19 protein-coding genes and 1 other RNA gene are annotated in these 17981 nt (G+C 72.3%); 5 read left to right on the forward strand and 15 right to left on the reverse strand.

Annotation, left to right across the window (positions count from 1 at the left end):
- Positions 1–140 precede the first annotated feature (140 nt).
- From rnpB to ACTMSW_RS05860, 3 genes are all read right to left on the reverse strand, one after another.
- Positions 141–555: RNase P RNA component class A (gene rnpB, locus ACTMSW_RS05850), an RNA gene on the reverse strand.
- A 60-nt stretch (positions 556–615) separates the two neighbouring features.
- A complete protein-coding gene (locus ACTMSW_RS05855; RefSeq protein ID WP_441179393.1) occupies positions 616–987 on the reverse strand; it encodes a hypothetical protein in 372 nt (123 codons plus the stop codon).
- Positions 988–998: 11 nt separating this feature from the next.
- Entirely contained in the window at positions 999–1286 is a 288-nt protein-coding gene (locus tag ACTMSW_RS05860; RefSeq protein ID WP_441179394.1) for a hypothetical protein, read from the reverse strand.
- A 99-nt stretch (positions 1287–1385) separates the two neighbouring features.
- Here ACTMSW_RS05860 and ACTMSW_RS05865 point away from each other — a divergent pair, with 99 nt between their 5' ends.
- Both ACTMSW_RS05865 and ACTMSW_RS05870 read left to right on the forward strand, forming a co-directional pair.
- Positions 1386–1976: a GNAT family N-acetyltransferase gene (locus ACTMSW_RS05865; RefSeq protein ID WP_441179395.1), complete on the forward strand. Its 591-nt coding sequence runs from the start codon at positions 1386–1388 to the stop codon at positions 1974–1976.
- Positions 1977–1998: 22 nt separating this feature from the next.
- Entirely contained in the window at positions 1999–2760 is a 762-nt protein-coding gene (locus tag ACTMSW_RS05870; protein WP_441179396.1) for a sulfite exporter TauE/SafE family protein, read from the forward strand.
- A 119-nt stretch (positions 2761–2879) separates the two neighbouring features.
- Here ACTMSW_RS05870 and mctP read toward each other — a convergent pair whose 3' ends face one another.
- The 7 genes from mctP to ACTMSW_RS05905 all read right to left on the reverse strand — a co-directional run bounded on the left by mctP (position 2880) and on the right by ACTMSW_RS05905 (position 9683).
- Positions 2880–4526: a monocarboxylate uptake permease MctP gene (gene mctP, locus ACTMSW_RS05875; RefSeq protein ID WP_441179397.1), complete on the reverse strand. Its 1647-nt coding sequence runs from the start codon at positions 4524–4526 to the stop codon at positions 2880–2882.
- Entirely contained in the window at positions 4526–4783 is a 258-nt protein-coding gene (locus tag ACTMSW_RS05880) for a DUF3311 domain-containing protein (RefSeq protein ID WP_441179398.1), read from the reverse strand. The genes mctP and ACTMSW_RS05880 overlap by 1 nt, the downstream gene beginning before the upstream one ends.
- 168 nt (positions 4784–4951) lie before the next feature.
- Positions 4952–6166 (reverse strand): bifunctional RNase H/acid phosphatase, encoded by a 1215-nt coding sequence (locus ACTMSW_RS05885; RefSeq protein ID WP_441179399.1) that lies wholly within the window; start codon positions 6164–6166, stop codon positions 4952–4954.
- A gap of 3 nt (positions 6167–6169) precedes the next feature.
- Positions 6170–6907, reverse strand: coding sequence for a zinc ribbon domain-containing protein (locus tag ACTMSW_RS05890; protein ID WP_441179400.1), 738 nt, complete (start codon positions 6905–6907; stop codon positions 6170–6172).
- Positions 6904–7734, reverse strand: coding sequence for a Nif3-like dinuclear metal center hexameric protein (locus ACTMSW_RS05895; RefSeq protein ID WP_441179677.1), 831 nt, complete (start codon positions 7732–7734; stop codon positions 6904–6906). Before ACTMSW_RS05895 ends, ACTMSW_RS05890 begins: the two co-directional genes overlap by 4 nt.
- Positions 7735–7861: 127 nt before the next feature.
- A complete protein-coding gene (locus ACTMSW_RS05900) occupies positions 7862–8437 on the reverse strand; it encodes a flavoprotein (RefSeq protein ID WP_441179401.1) in 576 nt (191 codons plus the stop codon).
- Between the two features lie 16 nt (positions 8438–8453).
- The gene (locus ACTMSW_RS05905; protein ID WP_441179402.1) at positions 8454–9683 is read right to left on the reverse strand and encodes a helix-turn-helix domain-containing protein; all 1230 of its coding nucleotides are present in this window, start codon (positions 9681–9683) and stop codon (positions 8454–8456) included.
- Between the two features lie 240 nt (positions 9684–9923).
- On the opposite strand from ACTMSW_RS05905, the gene ACTMSW_RS05910 reads away from it, so the two are divergent.
- Together ACTMSW_RS05910 and ACTMSW_RS05915 are read left to right on the forward strand one after the other, a co-directional pair.
- Positions 9924–10604, forward strand: coding sequence for a bifunctional DNA primase/polymerase (locus tag ACTMSW_RS05910; RefSeq protein ID WP_441179403.1), 681 nt, complete (start codon positions 9924–9926; stop codon positions 10602–10604).
- A 113-nt stretch (positions 10605–10717) separates the two neighbouring features.
- Positions 10718–10879 (forward strand): hypothetical protein, encoded by a 162-nt coding sequence (locus ACTMSW_RS05915; protein WP_441179404.1) that lies wholly within the window; start codon positions 10718–10720, stop codon positions 10877–10879.
- 83 nt (positions 10880–10962) lie between these two features.
- On the opposite strand, the gene ACTMSW_RS05920 is transcribed toward ACTMSW_RS05915, so the two are convergent.
- The 5 genes from ACTMSW_RS05920 to ACTMSW_RS05940 are packed head-to-tail and all read right to left on the reverse strand — an operon-like array spanning position 10963 to position 17270.
- Positions 10963–11682, reverse strand: coding sequence for an FAD:protein FMN transferase (locus tag ACTMSW_RS05920; RefSeq protein WP_441179678.1), 720 nt, complete (start codon positions 11680–11682; stop codon positions 10963–10965).
- Between the two features lie 46 nt (positions 11683–11728).
- Positions 11729–12337 carry an FMN-binding protein gene (locus ACTMSW_RS05925; RefSeq protein ID WP_441179405.1) on the reverse strand — a complete coding sequence of 203 codons (609 nt, stop codon included), beginning with the start codon at positions 12335–12337 and terminating at the stop codon, positions 11729–11731.
- A gap of 15 nt (positions 12338–12352) precedes the next feature.
- The gene (locus ACTMSW_RS05930; protein WP_441179406.1) at positions 12353–13771 is read right to left on the reverse strand and encodes a ferredoxin reductase family protein; all 1419 of its coding nucleotides are present in this window, start codon (positions 13769–13771) and stop codon (positions 12353–12355) included.
- A complete protein-coding gene (locus ACTMSW_RS05935; protein WP_441179408.1) occupies positions 13768–15144 on the reverse strand; it encodes a DUF1501 domain-containing protein in 1377 nt (458 codons plus the stop codon). The genes ACTMSW_RS05930 and ACTMSW_RS05935 overlap by 4 nt, the downstream gene beginning before the upstream one ends.
- A gap of 20 nt (positions 15145–15164) precedes the next feature.
- Positions 15165–17270 carry a DUF1800 family protein gene (locus ACTMSW_RS05940; RefSeq protein WP_441179409.1) on the reverse strand — a complete coding sequence of 702 codons (2106 nt, stop codon included), beginning with the start codon at positions 17268–17270 and terminating at the stop codon, positions 15165–15167.
- A 452-nt stretch (positions 17271–17722) separates the two neighbouring features.
- Between ACTMSW_RS05940 and ACTMSW_RS05945 the strand changes: the two genes are divergently transcribed.
- Positions 17723–17980, forward strand: coding sequence for a DUF3040 domain-containing protein (locus ACTMSW_RS05945; RefSeq protein ID WP_441179410.1), 258 nt, complete (start codon positions 17723–17725; stop codon positions 17978–17980).
- Position 17981 lies beyond the last annotated feature (1 nt).

Genomic DNA, 17981 nt, shown 5'->3' on the forward strand with positions numbered 1-17981 from the left:
CCGCAAGATCAGGGCGTCTCCAGGGCTTCAGGGCGTTCTCTGGGCGTCAAACGCCGGCCAAAGTTGACCAAGAACGACCATCGACACCCGGACGTAGAACCAGCTCAGAGCCTGGATCAGGTCTCTGAGCTGGTGGGCGACGGACGAGTCGACCTGTACGCCGGATTCTGTGCGCGGCGCGTACCCCGAAGGGTCCGCACCGGCGGCGGTCATCCATCTCGGCCTGCCGTCGCCGACAGGCTCATGCGGCCTACCCGCAGACATCGGGCGGGCCACCCTCGAACGTCTGCGCCGGGTCGTCATCTTGCGGTGACGACCCTTGCTTGACCTTGCTCCGGGTGGGGTTTACCGAGCCACCCCGGTCACCCGGGGTGCTGGTGGGCTCTTACCCCACCGTTTCACCCTTACCGTCCCGTGCGGGCCGGCGGTCTGTTTTCTGTGGCACTGTCCCGCGGGTCACCCCGGGTTGCCGTTAGCAACCACCCTGCCCTGTGGAGTCCGGACGTTCCTCGGCGACGGGCCGCAGCCCGCCGACGCGACCGCCCGGTCGACTCGTCCGTCGCGCCCTCATTCTAACGACGCCGGGGCCGCGGCTATTGCCGCCCCACGACCGCGTCAGGTGACCCGCATCGTCACGACACCCGTACCGGCGTACGCCTTGGGGGTTTCGGTGAGCACGACGCGCCCTTGCGGCCATTCCGCGTCGGGACGGCCCAGCACCGCGGCGTGCGCGTACTGCCAGTCCATGCCCTGCCGCACCAGCCGACCGACCACCAGGGCGGAGGCAAGGGTGAGATCCACGACCTCCAGCGCGGGCAATGCCCCGACATGGTCGCCGAGGGCGGGACGAGACGAGGAGGCGGCGGCCAGGCAGAGCGCGGGTACGTGGACGTGCCGGCCCGCGCCGCGGTGGGCTTCCACCACGAGAGCCGAGAGCGCCCGGTTGCCCGCTCCGAGCGCCAGCAGCGCCGAGTGGTCGAGAACCACCCCGTACGACCTCACGCGGCCCGCCCCGGCGTGGATCGCGGCAACACCTCCGGCGTCTCACCCGCCTCGATCGCCGTCCAGGTGTCTGTCGCGACCGCGAGATCCGTCTCCGTCAGGTGCGGAGCGAGGTGCTGTCGGACGTACTCCTCCGCCCGCGAGGCACGCTCGCGGAGTTCGTCGTCGGTCGGAGTGGCTCGGGCGAGTTCGGCGACCAGCTCCCGCATCGTCAACCCGCGCTCCCGGGCCAACACCGCGAGCCGATCGCGTACGAGGGCGTCGACCTTGATCGTGGTGTCCACCGCACGAGTATACCGACGGTATACCAACGTCCGGACACACAGGCGGGGCGCGGCAGAAAATCCACTGATCGGCGTACGTGGCCCGCGTACCCTGCGCGGATGCTGAAGCCCTCGTTCCCGATCCGGACCGAACGGTTGGACCTGCGGCCGTTCGCCGCCTCGGACCTGGACGCCTTCCACGCCTACTTCTCCGACCCCGAGCAGCACCGCTACGTGAGCATCGGCGGGCCGACCGACCCGGAGGGCAGCCGGACGGTGCTGGAGCGGCGGCAGGGGCGGACGGCCCTGACGAAGGAGGGCGACTCACAGCAACTGGCGGTCGACGTACGGGAGACCGGCCAGCTCGTGGGGGACGTGGTGTTGATGTGGCGGAGCGCCGAGCACCGGCAGGGCGAGGTCGGCTACATGCTCCACGCCGACCACCGCGGCCGGGGGTACGCGGGCGAGGCGGCGACCGCCATGCTGGCGGTCGGCTTCGACCGGCTGGACCTGCACCGAATCGTCGGGCGGATCGACCCGCGCAACACGGCGTCCGGGCGCGTCCTGGAGCGGCTGGGCATGCGGCGGGAGGCGCACCTGCGGGAGAACGAATTCCTCCAGGGCGAGTGGACCGACGAGGTGGTCTACGCGATGCTCGCCCGGGAGTGGCGGGCGGCGCAGCCGGACACCGGCGCGGGGCGCCCGGCCTGAGGCCGTACTAGCCTCACCGATCATGGAGTTCTCCGACGCCGCGCTGCTGCTCGCCGCCGGTCTCGCCGCGGGCACGGTCAACGCGGTGGCCGGCGGGGGTTCGCTCATCACGTTCCCGGCGATGATCGCGGTGGGCCTGCCCCCGGTGCCGGCCAACGTGAGCAACTCGGTGGCGGTGTTCCCCGGGTACGTGGCGAGTGTCGCGGGCAGCCGGCAGGACCTGCCGCGCGGGCGGGCGATCGCGACGCTGTTGCCGGCCACCGTCCTCGGGACGATCGCCGGGGCGTTGCTGCTGCTGGCCACCCCGGCGCGGGCGTTCGAGCTGGTCGTACCCTTCCTGGTGCTCGGGGCGACCGCGGTGCTGGCCTTCCAGGACCCGCTGCGCCGGCTCGTCGGGCACCCCCGCGACCTGGCGCCGCGCCGCCGTACGCTCACCGTGCAGGCCATGGTCGCGGTCGGCGCGGTGTACGGAGGCTACTTCGGCGCGGCGCTCGGGGTGATGCTGGTGGCGGGCCTGGCCCTGGTGCTCGACGCGACCCTGGCCCGGGTCAGCGCGATCAAGAACCTGCTCTCCGCGGTGGTGGGCTGCACGACGCTGGTGGTCTTCGCGCTGCTCGGGCCGGTCAACTGGGCGGCGGTCGCGCTGGTCGCGCCCGCGACGGTGGCCGGGGGGTACGCGGGCGCCCGGCTGGTCCGCCGGCTCCCGCCGGTGGTGCTGAAGACCCTGATCGTGGCCTTCGGCACGGTCATCGGGCTCTACCTCCTGTGGCGCGCGCTCCGCTGACCCGCTGCGCGCCCAGCTTTCCCGGAGGGTCGCTGTGCGCCGATGCCGCCAGAGAGCGCGCGTTAAGAAGGGCCCCCTGTACAACGCCAGGCGTTAACGGGGGGCCCTTCCTTACACCCTCAGGCGACGGGTTCCGGGGCCGCGTCGGCGTCGCGGGTGGTGCCCGCCGAGACACGGGGATCGCCCTCGTCGGCGAAGTAGTCGTCCGGCGTGGTGCCGTCGCCGCCGTCGTGCGCCTTCACCGCCCGCAGCAGCAGCGTCAGCAGGGCCGCGACCAGCAGGTTGACCAGGACGGCCACGAAACCGACGTAGATCGTCATCGTGGTGTCGAAGCCGAACTTCTCCAGCGGGAACGCCGAGCCACCGAAGTGCTTCCGGGTCGGGCTGGACACCTGGTACAGCATCCACATGCCGACCGCCATGCCGATCGCCCAGCCGGCGATCAGGGCGTTCCGGTGGAACCAGCGGGTGTAGAGGCCCAGTGCCACCGCGGGCAGCGTCTGCAGGATGATCACGCCGCCGATCAGCTGGAGGTCGATGGCGTACTGCGGGTTGAGGAAGACGATGAACGCCACCGCCCCGACCTTGACCAGCAGCGAGGTCACCTTGGAGACCTGCGCCTCCTGCGCCGGGGTGGCGTCCCGCCGCAGGTACTCCTTGTAGATGTTGCGGGTGAACAGGTTCGCCGCCGCGATGGACATGATCGCCGCCGGCACCAGCGCGCCGATGCCGATGGCCGCGTACGCCACGCCGGCGAACCAGTCCGGGAACTGCTGGTCGAACAGCACCGGCACGATGGTGTTGCCGTCCACCGTGCCGTCCGGACCCGCCAGCGGCTTCACACCGGAGGCGATGGCCATGTAGCCGAGCAGCGCGATCAGCCCGAGCAGCAGGCTGTACGCCGGCAGCGCGGACATGTTCCGCTTGATCACGTCCCGGTTCCGGCTGGCCAGCACGCCGGTGATGCTGTGCGGGTAGAGGAAGAGCGCCAGCGCCGAGCCGAACGCCAGGGTGACGTACTGGAGCTGGTTGTTCGCGTTCAGCAGGATGCCGTCGTTCGGGTTCGGCGAGGCGTCGAACTTGGCGTCCGCCGCGTTGAAGATGTCGCCCCAGCCTCCGAGCTTGTACGGCAGCCAGATCACCGCCACCAGGATCACGATGTAGATCAGGGTGTCCTTGACGAACGCGATCAGCGCCGGTGCCCGCAGCCCGGACTGGTAGGTGTACGCGGCCAGGATCGCGAACGCGATGATGATCGGCAGGTGCCGGGCGACGGTGCTCTCGCCGGTCACCCCCATCGTCTTCAGCACCGCCTCGATGCCGACCAGTTGGAGCGCGATGTAGGGCATCGTGGCCACGATGCCGGTGATCGCGACCAGCAGCGCGAGGATCGGCGAGTCGAACCGGTTGCGGACGAAGTCCGCCGGGGTGACGAAGCCGTGCCGGTGCGAGACCGACCAGAGTCGGCAGAGCACCAGGAAGACCAGCGGGTAGATGACGATGGTGTACGGCACCGCGAAGAAGCCCATCGCGCCCGCGCCGAACACCAGGGCCGGCACCGCCACGAAGGTGTACGCGGTGTAGAGGTCACCACCGACCAGGAACCAGGTGATCCAGCCGCCGAAGTTGCGTCCGCCCAGCCCCCACTCGTCGAGGTGGGCCATGTCCTTGGGTGCCCGCCACCGGGCCGCGACGAATCCCATGGCGCTGACGAACAGGAAGAGCGCCGTGAAGACGATGATCTCGGTGAGGTGGTCGCGCCACATCAGCGATCACCCCGCTTCTTGGTCATCTGGTAGACCAGTGTGGTCGTCGCCACCCCGAGCAGGATGTAGGCGAGCTGGAGCCAGTAGAAGCGCGGGAAGCCGAAGACCCGGGGCGAATCGGCGTTGAAGAACGCCGGGATCAGCGGCACCAGGATCGGGATGAAGAGCAACCAGTTCCAGCGACTCTTGTCCTTGGCCCGGGACGACGCCGTCAGGCGGGTCTCCGGATCGGGCGTAGCCGGTTCGGATAGGGCCATGCCACACACCTCCGGGTGGTCGTGATCAGCGCGTAACGGCCGGAGGCTACGACCTTGTGAACGCGGTCACATCCGAGCGGTGGACGCCGATGCGCCGAACGGCCGATCGGCTGCGCCGAACGGCTCTACTCGCCGACGCGGCCGGGGCGGTGGCCGGGCGTGACCGGTTCAGGCGTCGGTGAGGTGTGCGGTGTCGTTGACCGAGCGGACCGCGACGCCGCCGTCGGGCCACATGTCCACGACCGAGATGCCGGCCGCGTCGAGGAAGAGGCGGTGCAGGAACGCGTCGCCGGCCGCGAGGGCGTCGCGCAGCACCAGCTTGATCGGCGAGACGTGGGAGACGACCACCACGGTCTCGCCACGGTACGCGTCGAGCAGCGCGGTGATCGCCCGACCGGCGCGCTCGGCGACCTCGGTGAACGACTCACCATCCGGCGGAGCCACCCGGGTCGAGGCGAGCCAGGCGTCCATCTCCCCCGCCCAGCGCTCCCGCACCTCCGCGAAGGTGCGCCCCTCCCAGGCCCCGAAGTCGCACTCGATCAGGTCGTCCTCGCGGCGGACCGGGAGGCCGCCGAGCGCCTCGGCGATCGCCTCGGCGGTGGCCGTACACCGGGAGAGAGGGGAACTGACGACGGCCGCGGCGGCCGGGGCGAGCGCGGCCACCCGCGCGGCCGTCGCCCGGATCTGGTCCCGGCCCCGCGCGGAGAGCGGGACATCGCCGCGACCGGAGTAGCGGCGCTGCTCGGTGTACTCGGTCTCGCCGTGCCGAACCAGGATCAGCCGGGTGGCGGTGAAGCTGGGACGCGGCTCCCAGGAGGCCGGCGCGGTCGCCGGATCGGTGCCGGTGGTGCGCGCGGTGGATGCCCGGGCCGCCGCCTCGCGGGCTGCGGCGCGTGCGGGCGAGTCCGGGGCGGCGACCTCCCGGGCAGGCTCGGCGACCGGGGGTGCCGCCGGGCGGGCCGGGGCTCCTGCTGCGGCGGCGTCCATGGCGGCGTTGGCGAGCGCGTCGGCGTGCCGGTTGCGCTCCCGCGGAATCCAGCTGAACCGGACCGCGGCGAAGCGATCGACCAGCCCGGCCGCCTGCGCGGCGAGCGGGCGCAGGCCGGGGTGCTTGATCTGCCAGCGGCCGCACATCTGCTCGACCACCAGCTTGGAGTCCATCCGGGCCTCCACCTCGGTGGCGCCCAGCTCGGCGGCGGCCTCCAGGCCGGCGATCAGCCCCCGGTACTCGGCCACGTTGTTGGTGGCCCGACCGATCGACTCGGCACGCTCGGCCAGCACCTCGCCGGTGTCCAGGTCACGAACCACCGCGCCGTACCCGGCCGGGCCGGGGTTGCCCCGGCTCCCGCCGTCGGCCTCGATGACCACCACGCGCGGCGCCATCGGCTACAGGCCGGACTCGTTGGTGCGGACCAGGATCCGCCGGCACTCCTCGCAGCGGACCACCTCGTCGGGGTCCGCCTTGCGGATCCGCGCGAGGTCGGCGCCGGAGAGCTCCAGGCGGCAGCCGCCGCAGCGGACCCCGGTGAGCAGGGCCGCGCCCAACCCGCTGTCCTCCCGGATGCGGTCGTAGAGGGTGACCAGGTCGGTCGGGAGGTCCGCCGCAAGCGGCGCGCGGGCGCCCCGCTTGAACTCCTCCTCCTTCGCGATCTCGGCCAGGCTCCCGTCGCGACGCTGCTCGACGTCGGCCCGCTTCTCCCGGGCCGCGGCGATCCGCTGCTCGATCCCGTCGAGCACCGACTGGGCGGTCTCCCGCTGCTCCATCAGCTCCAGCTCGGCGTCCTCCAGGTCGCCCTGGCGACGGTTGAGCGAGACCAGCTCGTGCTGGAGCGCCTCCAGCTCACGGGCCGGGCCGCTGCCGGAGGCCAGCCGGTTCTCGTCCTTGGTCTTGCGGGCGCGGACCTGATCGACGTCCTTCTCCAGGCGGGCGATGTCGCGGTCCAGGTCGTCGACGGCAACCTGGGCGCGGACCCGCTCGTCCTCCAGGGCGGACAGCTCCCGGGCCAGCGCCTCCAGCTCGGCCCGCTCGGGCAGCGCGCGACGGCGGTGGGCGAGCTGGGCGAGGGCGGTGTCGATCGCCGCCAGATCGAGCAGCCGGCGCTGGACCTTCGGGTCAGCCTTCACTGTCGGGGCTCCTTCTCGTCCGCCGCGGGTGGGGCGGCGTGTACGGTCCACGGGTCGGTGTCCCGGTCGGACACCAGCGTCTCGACGCCCGGCGACTCCCGCAGGAGCGCGGCCACGTCGTCGAGCCACGGTCGTTCGGTCGCCCAGTGGGCGGCGTCGAGCAGCGCGGGGCCGCCGGCGGCGAGGTGTTCGCCGGCCGGATGGTGGCGCAGGTCGGCGGTGAGGAACGCGTCCACCCCGGCGGCGGTCGCGTCGGCGAGGAAGCTGTCCCCCGAGCCGCCGCTGACGGCGAGGGTACGAACCATACGCCGGGGGTCACCCGCGGCGCGAACTCCCCAGGCCGTGACGGGCAGCACCGCGGCGGCGTGCCGGGTCAGCTCGGCGAGGGTCATCGGCTCGGGCAGCTCGCCGATCCGGCCGATGCCCCGCCCGGCGCCGTGTGCGGGCGAGCCGGGCGCGGGGCGGTGCAGCGGGCGCAGCCCGGTCAGCCCGAACCGGGCGGCGAGCGCGTCAGAGACGCCCGGGTCGGCCACGTCGGCGTTGGTGTGCGCCACGTACAGCGCCACGTCGGCCTTGATCAGCTGGTGGACGATCCGCCCCTTGAACGTCGTCGGGGCGACCGAGGACACCCCGCGCAGCAGCAGCGGGTGGTGCGCGACGATCATGTCGGCGCCCGCCGCGATCGCCTCGGCCACGGTCTCCGGCACCACGTCGACCACCAGGAGCACCCGGCGTACGGGGGCGCTGGGCTCGCCGAGCACCAGTCCCACCCGGTCCCACTCCTCGGCCCAGGACGGCGGGTAGCGCCGCTCCAGCTCGCCCACCACGTCGGCGACGGTCGGCGGAACTGCGGGTGTGCTCACGGCGGGCCAGCTTACCGTCGCCGGGGACGTCCGGGGGCCGCGCCACCCGGAGCCGACGGCGGTGGCCGGCGCCGGATGGCGGGTCCCGGTGTCAGGCAGCGGCCGGGCAGTGCCGGTTCCGCACCGCTTCCAGGGGCAGGGCCCACGGGAACTCGTGCTGGTGCCGCTCCCCCGTGCCCGGCGGGTGCAGCGGGAAGAACTCGTCACCGAAGAGCACGCTCACCCCCCACTCCGTCAGTCGGGCCAGGCTCGCCCGGAAGGCCGGGTGGGTCGCCATCGCCGCGTTCGTGTACGGCACCGCCACCAACGGGATGTCCAGCCCCTGCGCCTCCACGAGCAGGCCGACGGCGAGCGTGTCGGTGATCCCCGCCGCCCACTTGTTCACCGTGTTCACCGTGGCCGGGCAGACGATCATCGCGTCGGCCGGTGGCAGCACGTCCAGGTCACCCGGGTTCTTGTAGTGCGTGCGTACCGGATGCCCGGTCTGCCGGGCCACCTCGGCCCGGTCGACGAACTTGGCGCCGTCGGGCGTGGTGACGACGCAGACGTCCCACCCGTCCTCCCGGGCCAGCCCCACGAGCCGACCCACGTGGCGTGCCAGCGGCGAACCGCAGGCGATGACGTAGAGCACCGGCGGGTGCCCACTGTTGCGGCGCGGCCCGGTCATCAGGCCGACTCCGCGCTCATACCCCTACTCCCATGTGCTCAGCCAACTCCGCGATCGGAGAAGGCGGCGCACCACGTGTGCGACGGAGGATGTCGGACATCACCTCGTGCGCGATCGGACGGCACCGGATCTCCGACGGCGCCAGCCGGTCACCGCGCAGCAGCATCTCGCCGGCGTTGGCCACGTCGCCGATCTGGGCGAAGCCCCGGGCGATGTCGAGCAGGTGGTGGGCCCGCCGCTCGGGGAGCAGCGCGTTGAACGCCGGCTCGGGGATCCGCTGCTGGTGGATCTCCACCGCCCGGCCACCGTCGCCCAGCTCGACCGCCGCGGCGGCGCGGTGCAGCTCCACGTTGGTGGGACCGAACGACGTCCAGTAGTGGTTCTCGTCCGCTCCGAGCAGGGTGGCCGCCTCCTGGGCGCCGTTGAGCAGGTCGTCGACGGTGGCCGAGTCGCCGATCCGGGCGGCGGCCATCGCGCCCTGGAGCAGGAGCATCCCGTACACCGAGAGGCGCTCCGGTGTCGCGTCGTTACCCCCGCCCGGGGTGAGCCGGTTGGCGATGGTGACGTTCAGCTCCAGGGCCGGACGGGCCCGGCCCATCGCCGCCAGCGCATTGCAGACGCGGGTCGTCGCGATACCGGCCAGGAGCTGGTCGTCGGCGCGCTGGGAGACCGCCATCGAACGGTCGGCGGCGAGCCAGGCCAGCTCGCACTCGCCCAGCTTGCGCAGCACCGAGGAGGAGATCTGGTAGACCTGCCCCAGCAGGTGCGCCGCCTCCCGCGAGTCGTCGCCGCACGAGCCGGCGTCCGCCGCCTGGGCGTCGCGCAGCAGCTTCGGCAGCGCGCGGGTGAGCATCCCGTACCGGCCGTACTGGTAGGTCAGCCAGGCGTGCGTCACGGCCTTGCGCATGTCGGTCAACGGCGGCGGGTACGGCGCGGCGTCGAAGTACGCGCTCATCGAGTCGTACCGCTCCAGGGCCGCGCGGATCTCCTGCACCTCGACCTGGTCGATGCAGTTCAACGCGTCGGTACGCCGCTCGGGGTCCTTGCCGAGCAGCAGTTGCACGTCCATCTGGAGGACGTCGGCGATCTCGTAGACGACCGAGAACTTGTCGAGCCGGCGCACCCCGCGCTCGACCTTGTCCACCCAGCTCTTCGATTTTCCCAACCGGTCCGCGAAGACCTGCTGCGACATCTTGCGTCGCCCCCGCCAGTAGGCCACCCGCCGCCCAATGGGTAACTCGTCCATCTCCCCATCCCTCCCCCTCGCGTCCACTCCGGAAGGTCCACCGGAGGGTGTCCGCGGGCGCGGTGATCCGTGCTTTTCAGGTTTTACCTGGTCGCACAGCCTGTACGTCGGCCGTACAGCCAGTCCTCATAGCTTTCGTGCAAGTTGCACCAGCCATTCGTCAGCTCAACGATCGCGGGTTACGGCAGTGACGGTGTTCGACATGCGACCTGGGCGCCGGCCGGGTCCGCCGAAGGGGAGATGACAAACATGTGGGGGAATGTCGGACCACGCGTGGCACATCTGTCGTCGCTGGAGCGTGTACGACTGCGCCGGGTGGCCGTCCGCTACGCGATGCACGGGTGGGAGGTGACACCCGGCGCGTGCCTGGCCCGTAGCCGCTTCGTCTGCGGCCGGCCCGGTTGTCCGACGGTCGGCTGCCACCCCGCCCTGGAGAACTGGGAGCGCGCGGCGAGCGCCGACCCGGCCCGGGTCGCGACGTGGTGGCGGGACCGGCCGCACGGCGTACTGCTGGCCACCGGCCGAACCTTCGACGTGCTGGAGGTTCCCGCGCACCTGGGCCGGCACGTCCTCGACGTCGTCCGGACCCACCCGGCCGGGACGGGCGTCCGCGGCCCGGTGCTGGCGACACCCACCGGCCGGTGGATGTTCCTGGTCCGGCCGGGCGACCCGCTACGTCCGGAGTTGGACCACTGCTTCCACGTGGTCCGGCACGGAACCGGCTCCTGGATCCCGGCGCCACCCACGCGGCTGCCCGAGGGCACCGTCCGCTGGGTCGTCGCACCCGAGCAGGCCCGGTGGCAGGTGCCCGACTCGTACCTGGTGCAGAACGCGCTCATCGGGGCGTTACGGGCCGCCGGGGTCACGCTCACCTCCGAACTGCTCCCCGGCCACCTGCCCCTGCCGCGGCGCGGCGCCTGAGGGCGTGTCCGGCCCTGCCGACGCGCCGCCCCATCACCCGGGGCAGCGTCGTCCCCGGGCCTCCGGTCGTTGAACCTCACGACGGCGCGGACGCGCCAGGAGCGGGGGTTGCCATGTCCACCGACGACACCACGCGCCAGCCGGGCGGCGCCGAGCCGCCCCGCCAGCACCGTCCCCGGCACCGCTGGGCGGGCACGCGGCCGGCCGGCTCCCGTCCGGGCCGTCCCCGGCCCTCCGGTTCCCGCCCCGCCGGCACCCACCGCCCCGCCCGCTGAGGGGGGCCCGGCGGCGCCCACTCCGTGGGTGGGGTTAAGCGGGGGCCCTTCCTCTACCGCAGGCGTTAAGCGGGGGCCCTTCCTTACACCAGCGGCAGGTCGGTCGAGTGCAGGCAGCGGCCGTCCTCGGTGACCACCGCGTGCCGGTGACCGGGCAACCGGTCCAGCCAGCCGATCCCGGCGACGCCCATCGCGACGGCCGCGGTGGCGTACGCGTCGGCGACGCCGAGGTCCGGCCCGACCACGGTGACCGAGCGGAGCCCCCGCCCGGGGATGCCCCGGCGCGGGTCGAGCACGTGGTGCCCGCGCTCGTAGACGCCGGAGGTGGCCACGGCCAGGTCGGTGCCGGTGAGGGTCAGGCAGGTGGCGTTCTCCTCCCACGGGTGCCGGATGCCGATCCGCCACGGCCGGCCGGACGACGACCGTCCCCGGACCCGCACGTCCCCGCCCGCGTTCAGGCAGTGGTTCGCCGCCCCGGCGGCGAGCAGCCGGTCGGACGCGACCTGCGCGGCCCAGCCCTTGACGTACCCGGACGGGTCGAGGCCACCGGTGGCGTACGCGTCGAAGAACCCGTCGGTGCCGCCCCACAGGTCGGCGCAGCGCTCCAGGACCAGCCGCAGGTCCGCCGACGCCTCGGAGAGCAGCAGCTCGCCCCGGTCGAAGCGGCAGACCTCGCTGTCCGCACGGTACGTGCTGAACCGGGCGTCCACCTCGCGCAGCCAGCCGAAGACGTCCTCGGCCAGCTCGTGCAGCCGGTCGGCGGGCAGGTCGTCGGCGATGTCCAGGCTGATCGCCGTACCCATGATCTGCTCGACCTGCCGCAGCCCGGGGCGCGTCAACGCCGGCACGTCAGTTCGCCCGGTCGATGGCCGCCTGCAACGACTGCTTGTACGAGGTGCTGGTGGCGGTCGCGCCGGAGACGGTGTCCAGGTCGGCGCCCTGCTCCTGCACCACCAGGCCGCCGCTGCCGCTGTACCGGTCGTCGACCTGCTCGCTGCGCTGGTCGGACTGTGCGGTCTCCTGCGGCAGCTCCAGCGCCCGCGCCTCGACGATCCGGGAGCCGGACAGCACGATCTGGACCTGGACGTTGCCGTACTCGTTCTCCACCAAGGGGCCGGTCACCGTGCGGGTGGTCGGCTGGGCCGGCGGCTTGGTGGTGGTCCGCGGCGGGGACGACGTGCGGGTCTGACCGCCCGAGTCCGATCCCGAGCCGGTGGTGGGCCGGGCCGACGGGGCGCGGCTGGCACTGCGGGTGGGCCGGGGCGAGGCGGCGGCGACCGTGGGCGAGGGATCGGCGGTGACCCCGCCGGTGGCCGTCGGCTCGGCGGAGCCGGGGACGACCGGACGGTCGACGGGCAGGTCCTGGGCGACCTGGCTGGTCCCCGGCGAGCCCTTGAGCACCACCAGGACGGTGGTGCTGGCTGCCAGGCCGGTGATCGCGAGCAGGGCGCGGCGCATGGGAGGTTTGCCTTCCTACAACTCGAACGTGGCGAGGTGGATCTGCCGACGGGGCACGCCGGCCCGGCGCAGCACGGCGAGGGACTGCTCGACCAGGCCGGGTGGTCCGCAGAGGTAGACGTCCCGCCGGACGAGGTCCGGCACCAGCCGGCGCAGGCCGTCCGGGCTCAGCACCTCTTGGGGGCCGGGGTCGTGCCGCGAGCCGACGACGTACCAGATGCGGGCGTCCCGAGCCTGGGCGAGCCAGTCCAACTCCCGGTGCAGCAGCACGTCGGCGGGAGTGCTCGCGCGGTAGATGAGCGCCGCGCCCGGCGGCAACTCCTCCAGCATCGCGCGGATCGGGGTGATGCCGCTGCCGCCGGCGATCAGCAGGGCCCGCTCGCGGACGCGGTGGGCGGCGGTGAACGTACCGGACGGCCCCTCCGCCCAGACCCGCGTGCCGGGGTCGAGGTCACGCAGGTCGCGGGTGTGCGCGCCGACCACCTTGACGGTGAGCCGCAGCCAGCGGCCGTTGGCGGCGGCGGAGACCGAGAACGGGTGGGACTGCCACCACATGCCGGGGGTGAGGAACCGCCAGCGGAAGTACTGGCCGCCGAGCAGTTCCAGCCGGTTCAGCCGGTCGCCGGTCAGGTAGACGGAGATGGTGTCCGGGCTCTCCGCGACCACGTCGGCGACCCGCAGGTTGTGCCGCAGGTTCAGCCGCAGCGGGGCGACCACGCGGCCCCAGATCAGGGCGACCACCACGATCACGTACATGGCGATCCACATGGTGCGCACCGGACCGGGCCGGAACAGCTGGGCGCCGTTGCTGAACTGGTGGGCGAAGCCGAGCAGCAGCACCAGGTAGCTGGACAGGTGCAGCGCGTGCCAGAGCTCGTACGGCAGGGCGGAGCGGACCGCCCGGACGCTGGTGAAGCCGACGACCACCATCAGGCCGGCGGCCGCGAACGCGGACACCATGTCCTCGTAGTCGCGCAGCAGCACGCCCGCCTCGGTGAACACCGAGTTGTCCTCCAGGTCGGCGTACCCGACCAGGATCAGCGACGCGTGCGCGAGCACCGCCACCAGCAGGGTGGCGCCCACGTCCCGGTGCCAGCGGGCCAGGTTCTCGCCGCCGATCCAGCGTTCCAGCACCGGAAGGCGGCTCATCATGAGCACCTGTACGAGCAGCAGGTAACCGGCGACGAGGCCGGTGATGCGCCCGGCGGCGGTGACCGTGGCGGCCGAGTTCTTCAACGAGCCCGCGGGGGTGTCGAGCCACCAGGGCAGCACGCTGGCGAGCAGGCCCACCACGAGCAGGACGGCCACGGCACGCCGCCCACCGGGGCCGCGCCGCGGCGGCACTCCCGGCGGGACGTCCGCAGCCGACCGGCCGCCGTGCCGGGACGAGGTCCCGGTGCGGCGGCCGGAGGCGTGCGGGTGCGGGTACGTCACGCGTACAGCTTCATCGGCTTGTAGGTCCGATTCTCCTGAGGGAAGAGCATCTTATCGACCTGGGCGTTGGTGAGACCGAACCGGCCCTGCGCCACCGCGCCGTACACGTCGAACATGTTGTTGAACTCGGGCACGTCTCCCGAGTCCGGCTTGTCCAGGCCGTTCCAGGTACCGAGCAGCGAGCCGGCGAGCTTGCGGCCGGACAGCACGGTAACCACGCCGCCGTGCCCGTGGTCGGTGCCGCCGCTGTTGGAGGCGATCCGCCGGCCGAACTCGCTGGACACCATGATCGTCACGTCGTCGGCGCGGTCGCCGAGGTCGGTGAAGAACGCGGCCATCGCCGAGGCCAGCTCGTTGAGCCGCCGCCACAGCTGGCCGCCCTCAGCGGTGCCCTGGTTCTCGTGGGTGTCGTACCCGCCCATGCCGACGGTGGCGACGCGCACGTTCGCCCCGCCCTTGATGAGCTGGGCGAGCTGCTGGAACGCGTAGCCGACGCCGTCGTACGTGACGCCCTCGGCCGGCTGGTACGGCTTCGCGGCGAGCCGCTGCGCGGTGGCCAGGGCGCTCAGGCCGTCCTGGACGGCCTCCTCGACCGGGTGGTTGATGCCGGTGAAGAGACCCTTGATGGCCTTCTCGGTGGCGGCGCGGAACCTGTCGTCGCCGTTGAGCCGCAGCGAGCCGACGTTGTTCAGTGACAGCGCGCCGTTGTTCCCGATCAGCGACCGGGGCAGCGTGCTGCCGATGCCGACGCTGCGGAACGCGGTCCCCGCGCCGAGATTGTCGACCAGGTTGTCCAGCCAGCCCCGCCCGCCGGTCTCGCCGGGCAGGCCGCCGAGGTTGCAGGCGTCGGCGGCCTGGAAGTGGCTGCGGGACAGCCGCTCGTCGGAGACCGCCGGGATGAACCCGAGCTGGTTGGACTTCAGCCACGGCTCCAGCGGCTTGAAGGCGCTGGTCAGCTTGAAGCCGCGACCCACCGCGAGGGAGTCGTTGCCGAGCAGCAGGTCGGGACGGGACTTGGCGAGCACCGGGTCGTTGTCCGGGGCGACCAGGCTCAGACCGTCCAGTCCACCGTAGAGGAAGACGTGGACCAGGGTGCCGGTCTTGGTCGCCGCGAACGACGCCGAGGTGGTGACGAACTGGGCGGTGGCCAGCGCGGTGGCGGTGGCGGCGGCACCGGCGACGAACGTCCGCCGGGTCACCCCGCGACCGTCCTGCTGGGCCTCCTCCAGGTCCTCGAGCCGGCGGTAGCGGTCCCGCTCGGCGGCGTTCTCGGCGGCGACGATGTCGGCCTCGGCCCGCAGCAGCGCCTCGGCCGGGTTGTCGGCCAGCCGGCGCACGTCGGGGCAGTCGGGGTGCAGGGGGAACGTGTGCACAGTTTTCTCCATGGCAGGCCTCACCGAAGGTGGTGCTGGGGGGAAGCGAGGATCGCCCGCGCGACGGCGTTGACGGCCCCGTTGAACGTCGCGTCGACGCGGGCGCCGGAGGCGACACCGGCCACGCCGAGGATCAGCGACTTCTCCTTGGCGCTGAGCTTCTGCCCCACCAGGCGCAGGGCGAGCGCGTCGACGTAGGCCCCGGCCGTGGCCGGCGGCTTCGCCACCAGCTTCTCCGCCTTGGTGTGCGTGAAGGCGGTCCGGTAACCGGCGAGGATCTCACCGGCCTCGTTCCAGCCGTTGACCATCGTGCCGGCGGAGGTCCAGGCGACGTAGACGTCGGGGTAGCCGTCCGGGGTGGGCTGACCCATCGGGTACTGGCCCAGCTCGCGCATCTTGTCCTGGATCTGCCGCAGGCCGCGGCCGTACGGGGTGCGCTTGCTGTCGCCGTTGTCGTGGTTCGGCGCGGCATCCGGCGAGACGCCCACCGAACGGTACGTGGCGACCAGGTACTCCATCGGCCGGCGCACCTTCTGCCCCACGGCCGCCCAGAACTCCGAGGAGCTGAACAGCGTCATGAGCAGCGGCTTGACCATGCCCTTGTTGACCGTGTACGCCTTCGCCAGCCGGTCCACCAGGGACTTCGGCGGGGTGTCCGATACGAAGCGGGTCGCCAGGCTCTGCGCGACGTACCGCGCGGTCGACGGGTGCAGTGCGATGTACCGGAGGTACGCGTCGATCGCGGCCTCGGCCTTCTTCGGGTCCGCGGAGTTGTTGGCGTGGGTGAAACCGAGGATCTTGACCTTGCCGACGTAGTGCTGATGCGCGCGGAACACGTACTTCCCGTTGTCCACGCCACGACCGGTCTGCAGCATCGCGGCCTGGCGGACGTCCTTCTCGGTGTAGCCGCCGTCGACGCCCACCGAGTACAGCTCCAGGTTCTCCCGGGCCAGGTTCTCGTTGACCGCGTCGGCGCGGGAGTCGTTCTGGTTCAGGTAGAGCAGCAGCGCCGGGTGCTTGTTCGCGGCGAGCAGCATCTCCGGGTAACTGCCCAGCGCGTGCGCCCGGACGACGTCCCGGTCGAACGAGCTGCGGTACACCTCGCCGCCGTCGAAGTCGGCGGCGACGTGCAGGAAGTCGTTCCAGAAGTCGACCATCACCTCGAAGAGCTGGCGGTCCGACCAGATCTGCCGGGCGATGGTGGCGTCCACCATCTCCCGCTCCGGGTGGGCGTCGCGCTCGTTGAGCTGGTCGCGCTGCTCGCGCAGTTCCTCGGAGGTGAGCTTGAGGGTCGGCAGCTCGGCGAGCTTCAGCTCGGCCTTGGTGGGGGCGATCTTGTCGGGGTCGAGCTGCCACCGCAGCCACCCGTCGATGCCGCGCTCCTTGATCTGGGCGATGACCTTCGGGGTGACCCCGAAGGTGGCGCGCCGGGCCAGGTGCAGCACCGGGTCCTTGGCCAGGACCGTCTTGACGGTCACCTTGGTCTCCGCCGCGGCGGCGGCCGGCCCGGAGAAGGTACGGCCACCGGCCGGGTTGTTCTTCTTCAGCGCCTCGCCCGCCCGGGAGCCCATGTAGCTCTCGTTCTGCTCGGTGTAGGTACGCACCGTGCTGGGCTGCTGGCCACTGGGGCGGGCCGCGGTGCCGTCGGTGACGGCGGCGCCCGTGGCGTCGCCGGCCGCCGCGGCCTCGTCGCCGAAGAGGCCACGGATCTGCGGGGTCATCGCCAGGGCGGCGCCACCGGCGACCACCGCGGCGGTGCCGCCGATCGCGGCCAGCGCCTTGCGCCGGTCGACCTTGCGGCCCGGCTCACCGTCGTCGTCCAGGGTGGGCAGTCCGGAACCGGCCGCCGGTACGCGGGCGGGCTGCCCGAAGCCCTGCGGGCCCACCCACTGCGAGCCCTGCGGGGCGGACTGGGCGTACGGGTTGTGGGAACCGGCCTGCGCCGCGTACCCGGGCTGGGCGTACTGCCCCCGGGGGTCGGCCTGGGGCGGGTAGCCGCCCTGCTGGGGGGAGTCGTAGCCGTACGGCGTGGACGTGTAGTCGTCGTACGCCGGGGAGGTGGGGCGGTTTCCGTCCCACCCGCGGTCGTCCCGCGGTCGACGTGGTGGCACATTCTGGTCGGCCATGTACCAATCCTGTTTTCTCTTGCGCCGCAACGACCGGGACCGGGGAGGGTTCGGGTGCGGCGGCTGATGCCTGAGGAGGTTGCTACGGGAAGGTAGCCAAGGGGTGCAGCGCCTTCAAGCAGCGCCGAAGGGCGGCCGGACGTCACTTAAGACGGTGCTGAGCGGCCCGCTCCCCTCCCCGGTCGCGGTCCGGTCGGCGACAGACCTCGCAAGCAGGGCGGACGCGACACGGCGGGGCCCGGAGGTGACGTTTCCCGCACACGCGGCGCTTTTCGCGCCGTTCACCACCACAGGCAAACTTAAGGAACTGCTAAGCCTGGCCTCACCAGCCGCACGGGCGTCCCGCCGTACGTGGCGGGGTCTTCGTCGGCAAAGTAGCAGCAGAGGGGGAGCGTGAGCCACCGTCGCAGCGGGTATGCCGCCGGACCGCTGAACGCGTGAGGGGAAGGCACATGCTCAGCAAAGAGGATCAGCGCAGGTTCGAGCAGATCACCCGTCATCTCCGGGAGAGCGACCCGGCGTTCTTCGCCAAGGTGGACAACCGGGCGCGGGCCAACCGCGGCCGCTACCTGATGCTGTTGACCATCGTGCTGTGGGCCGCGTTGCCGGCGATGACCGTGCTGGCCGGAAGGCTGGCCGGTGCCATCTGCGCGGTGGTGCTGATGGCCAACGCCGCGCTCATGTGGCGCTACCGCCGTCGCTGGCTGTGAA

Source organism: Micromonospora sp. BQ11 (assembly GCF_052068135.1).
Classification (GTDB): domain Bacteria; phylum Actinomycetota; class Actinomycetes; order Mycobacteriales; family Micromonosporaceae; genus Micromonospora.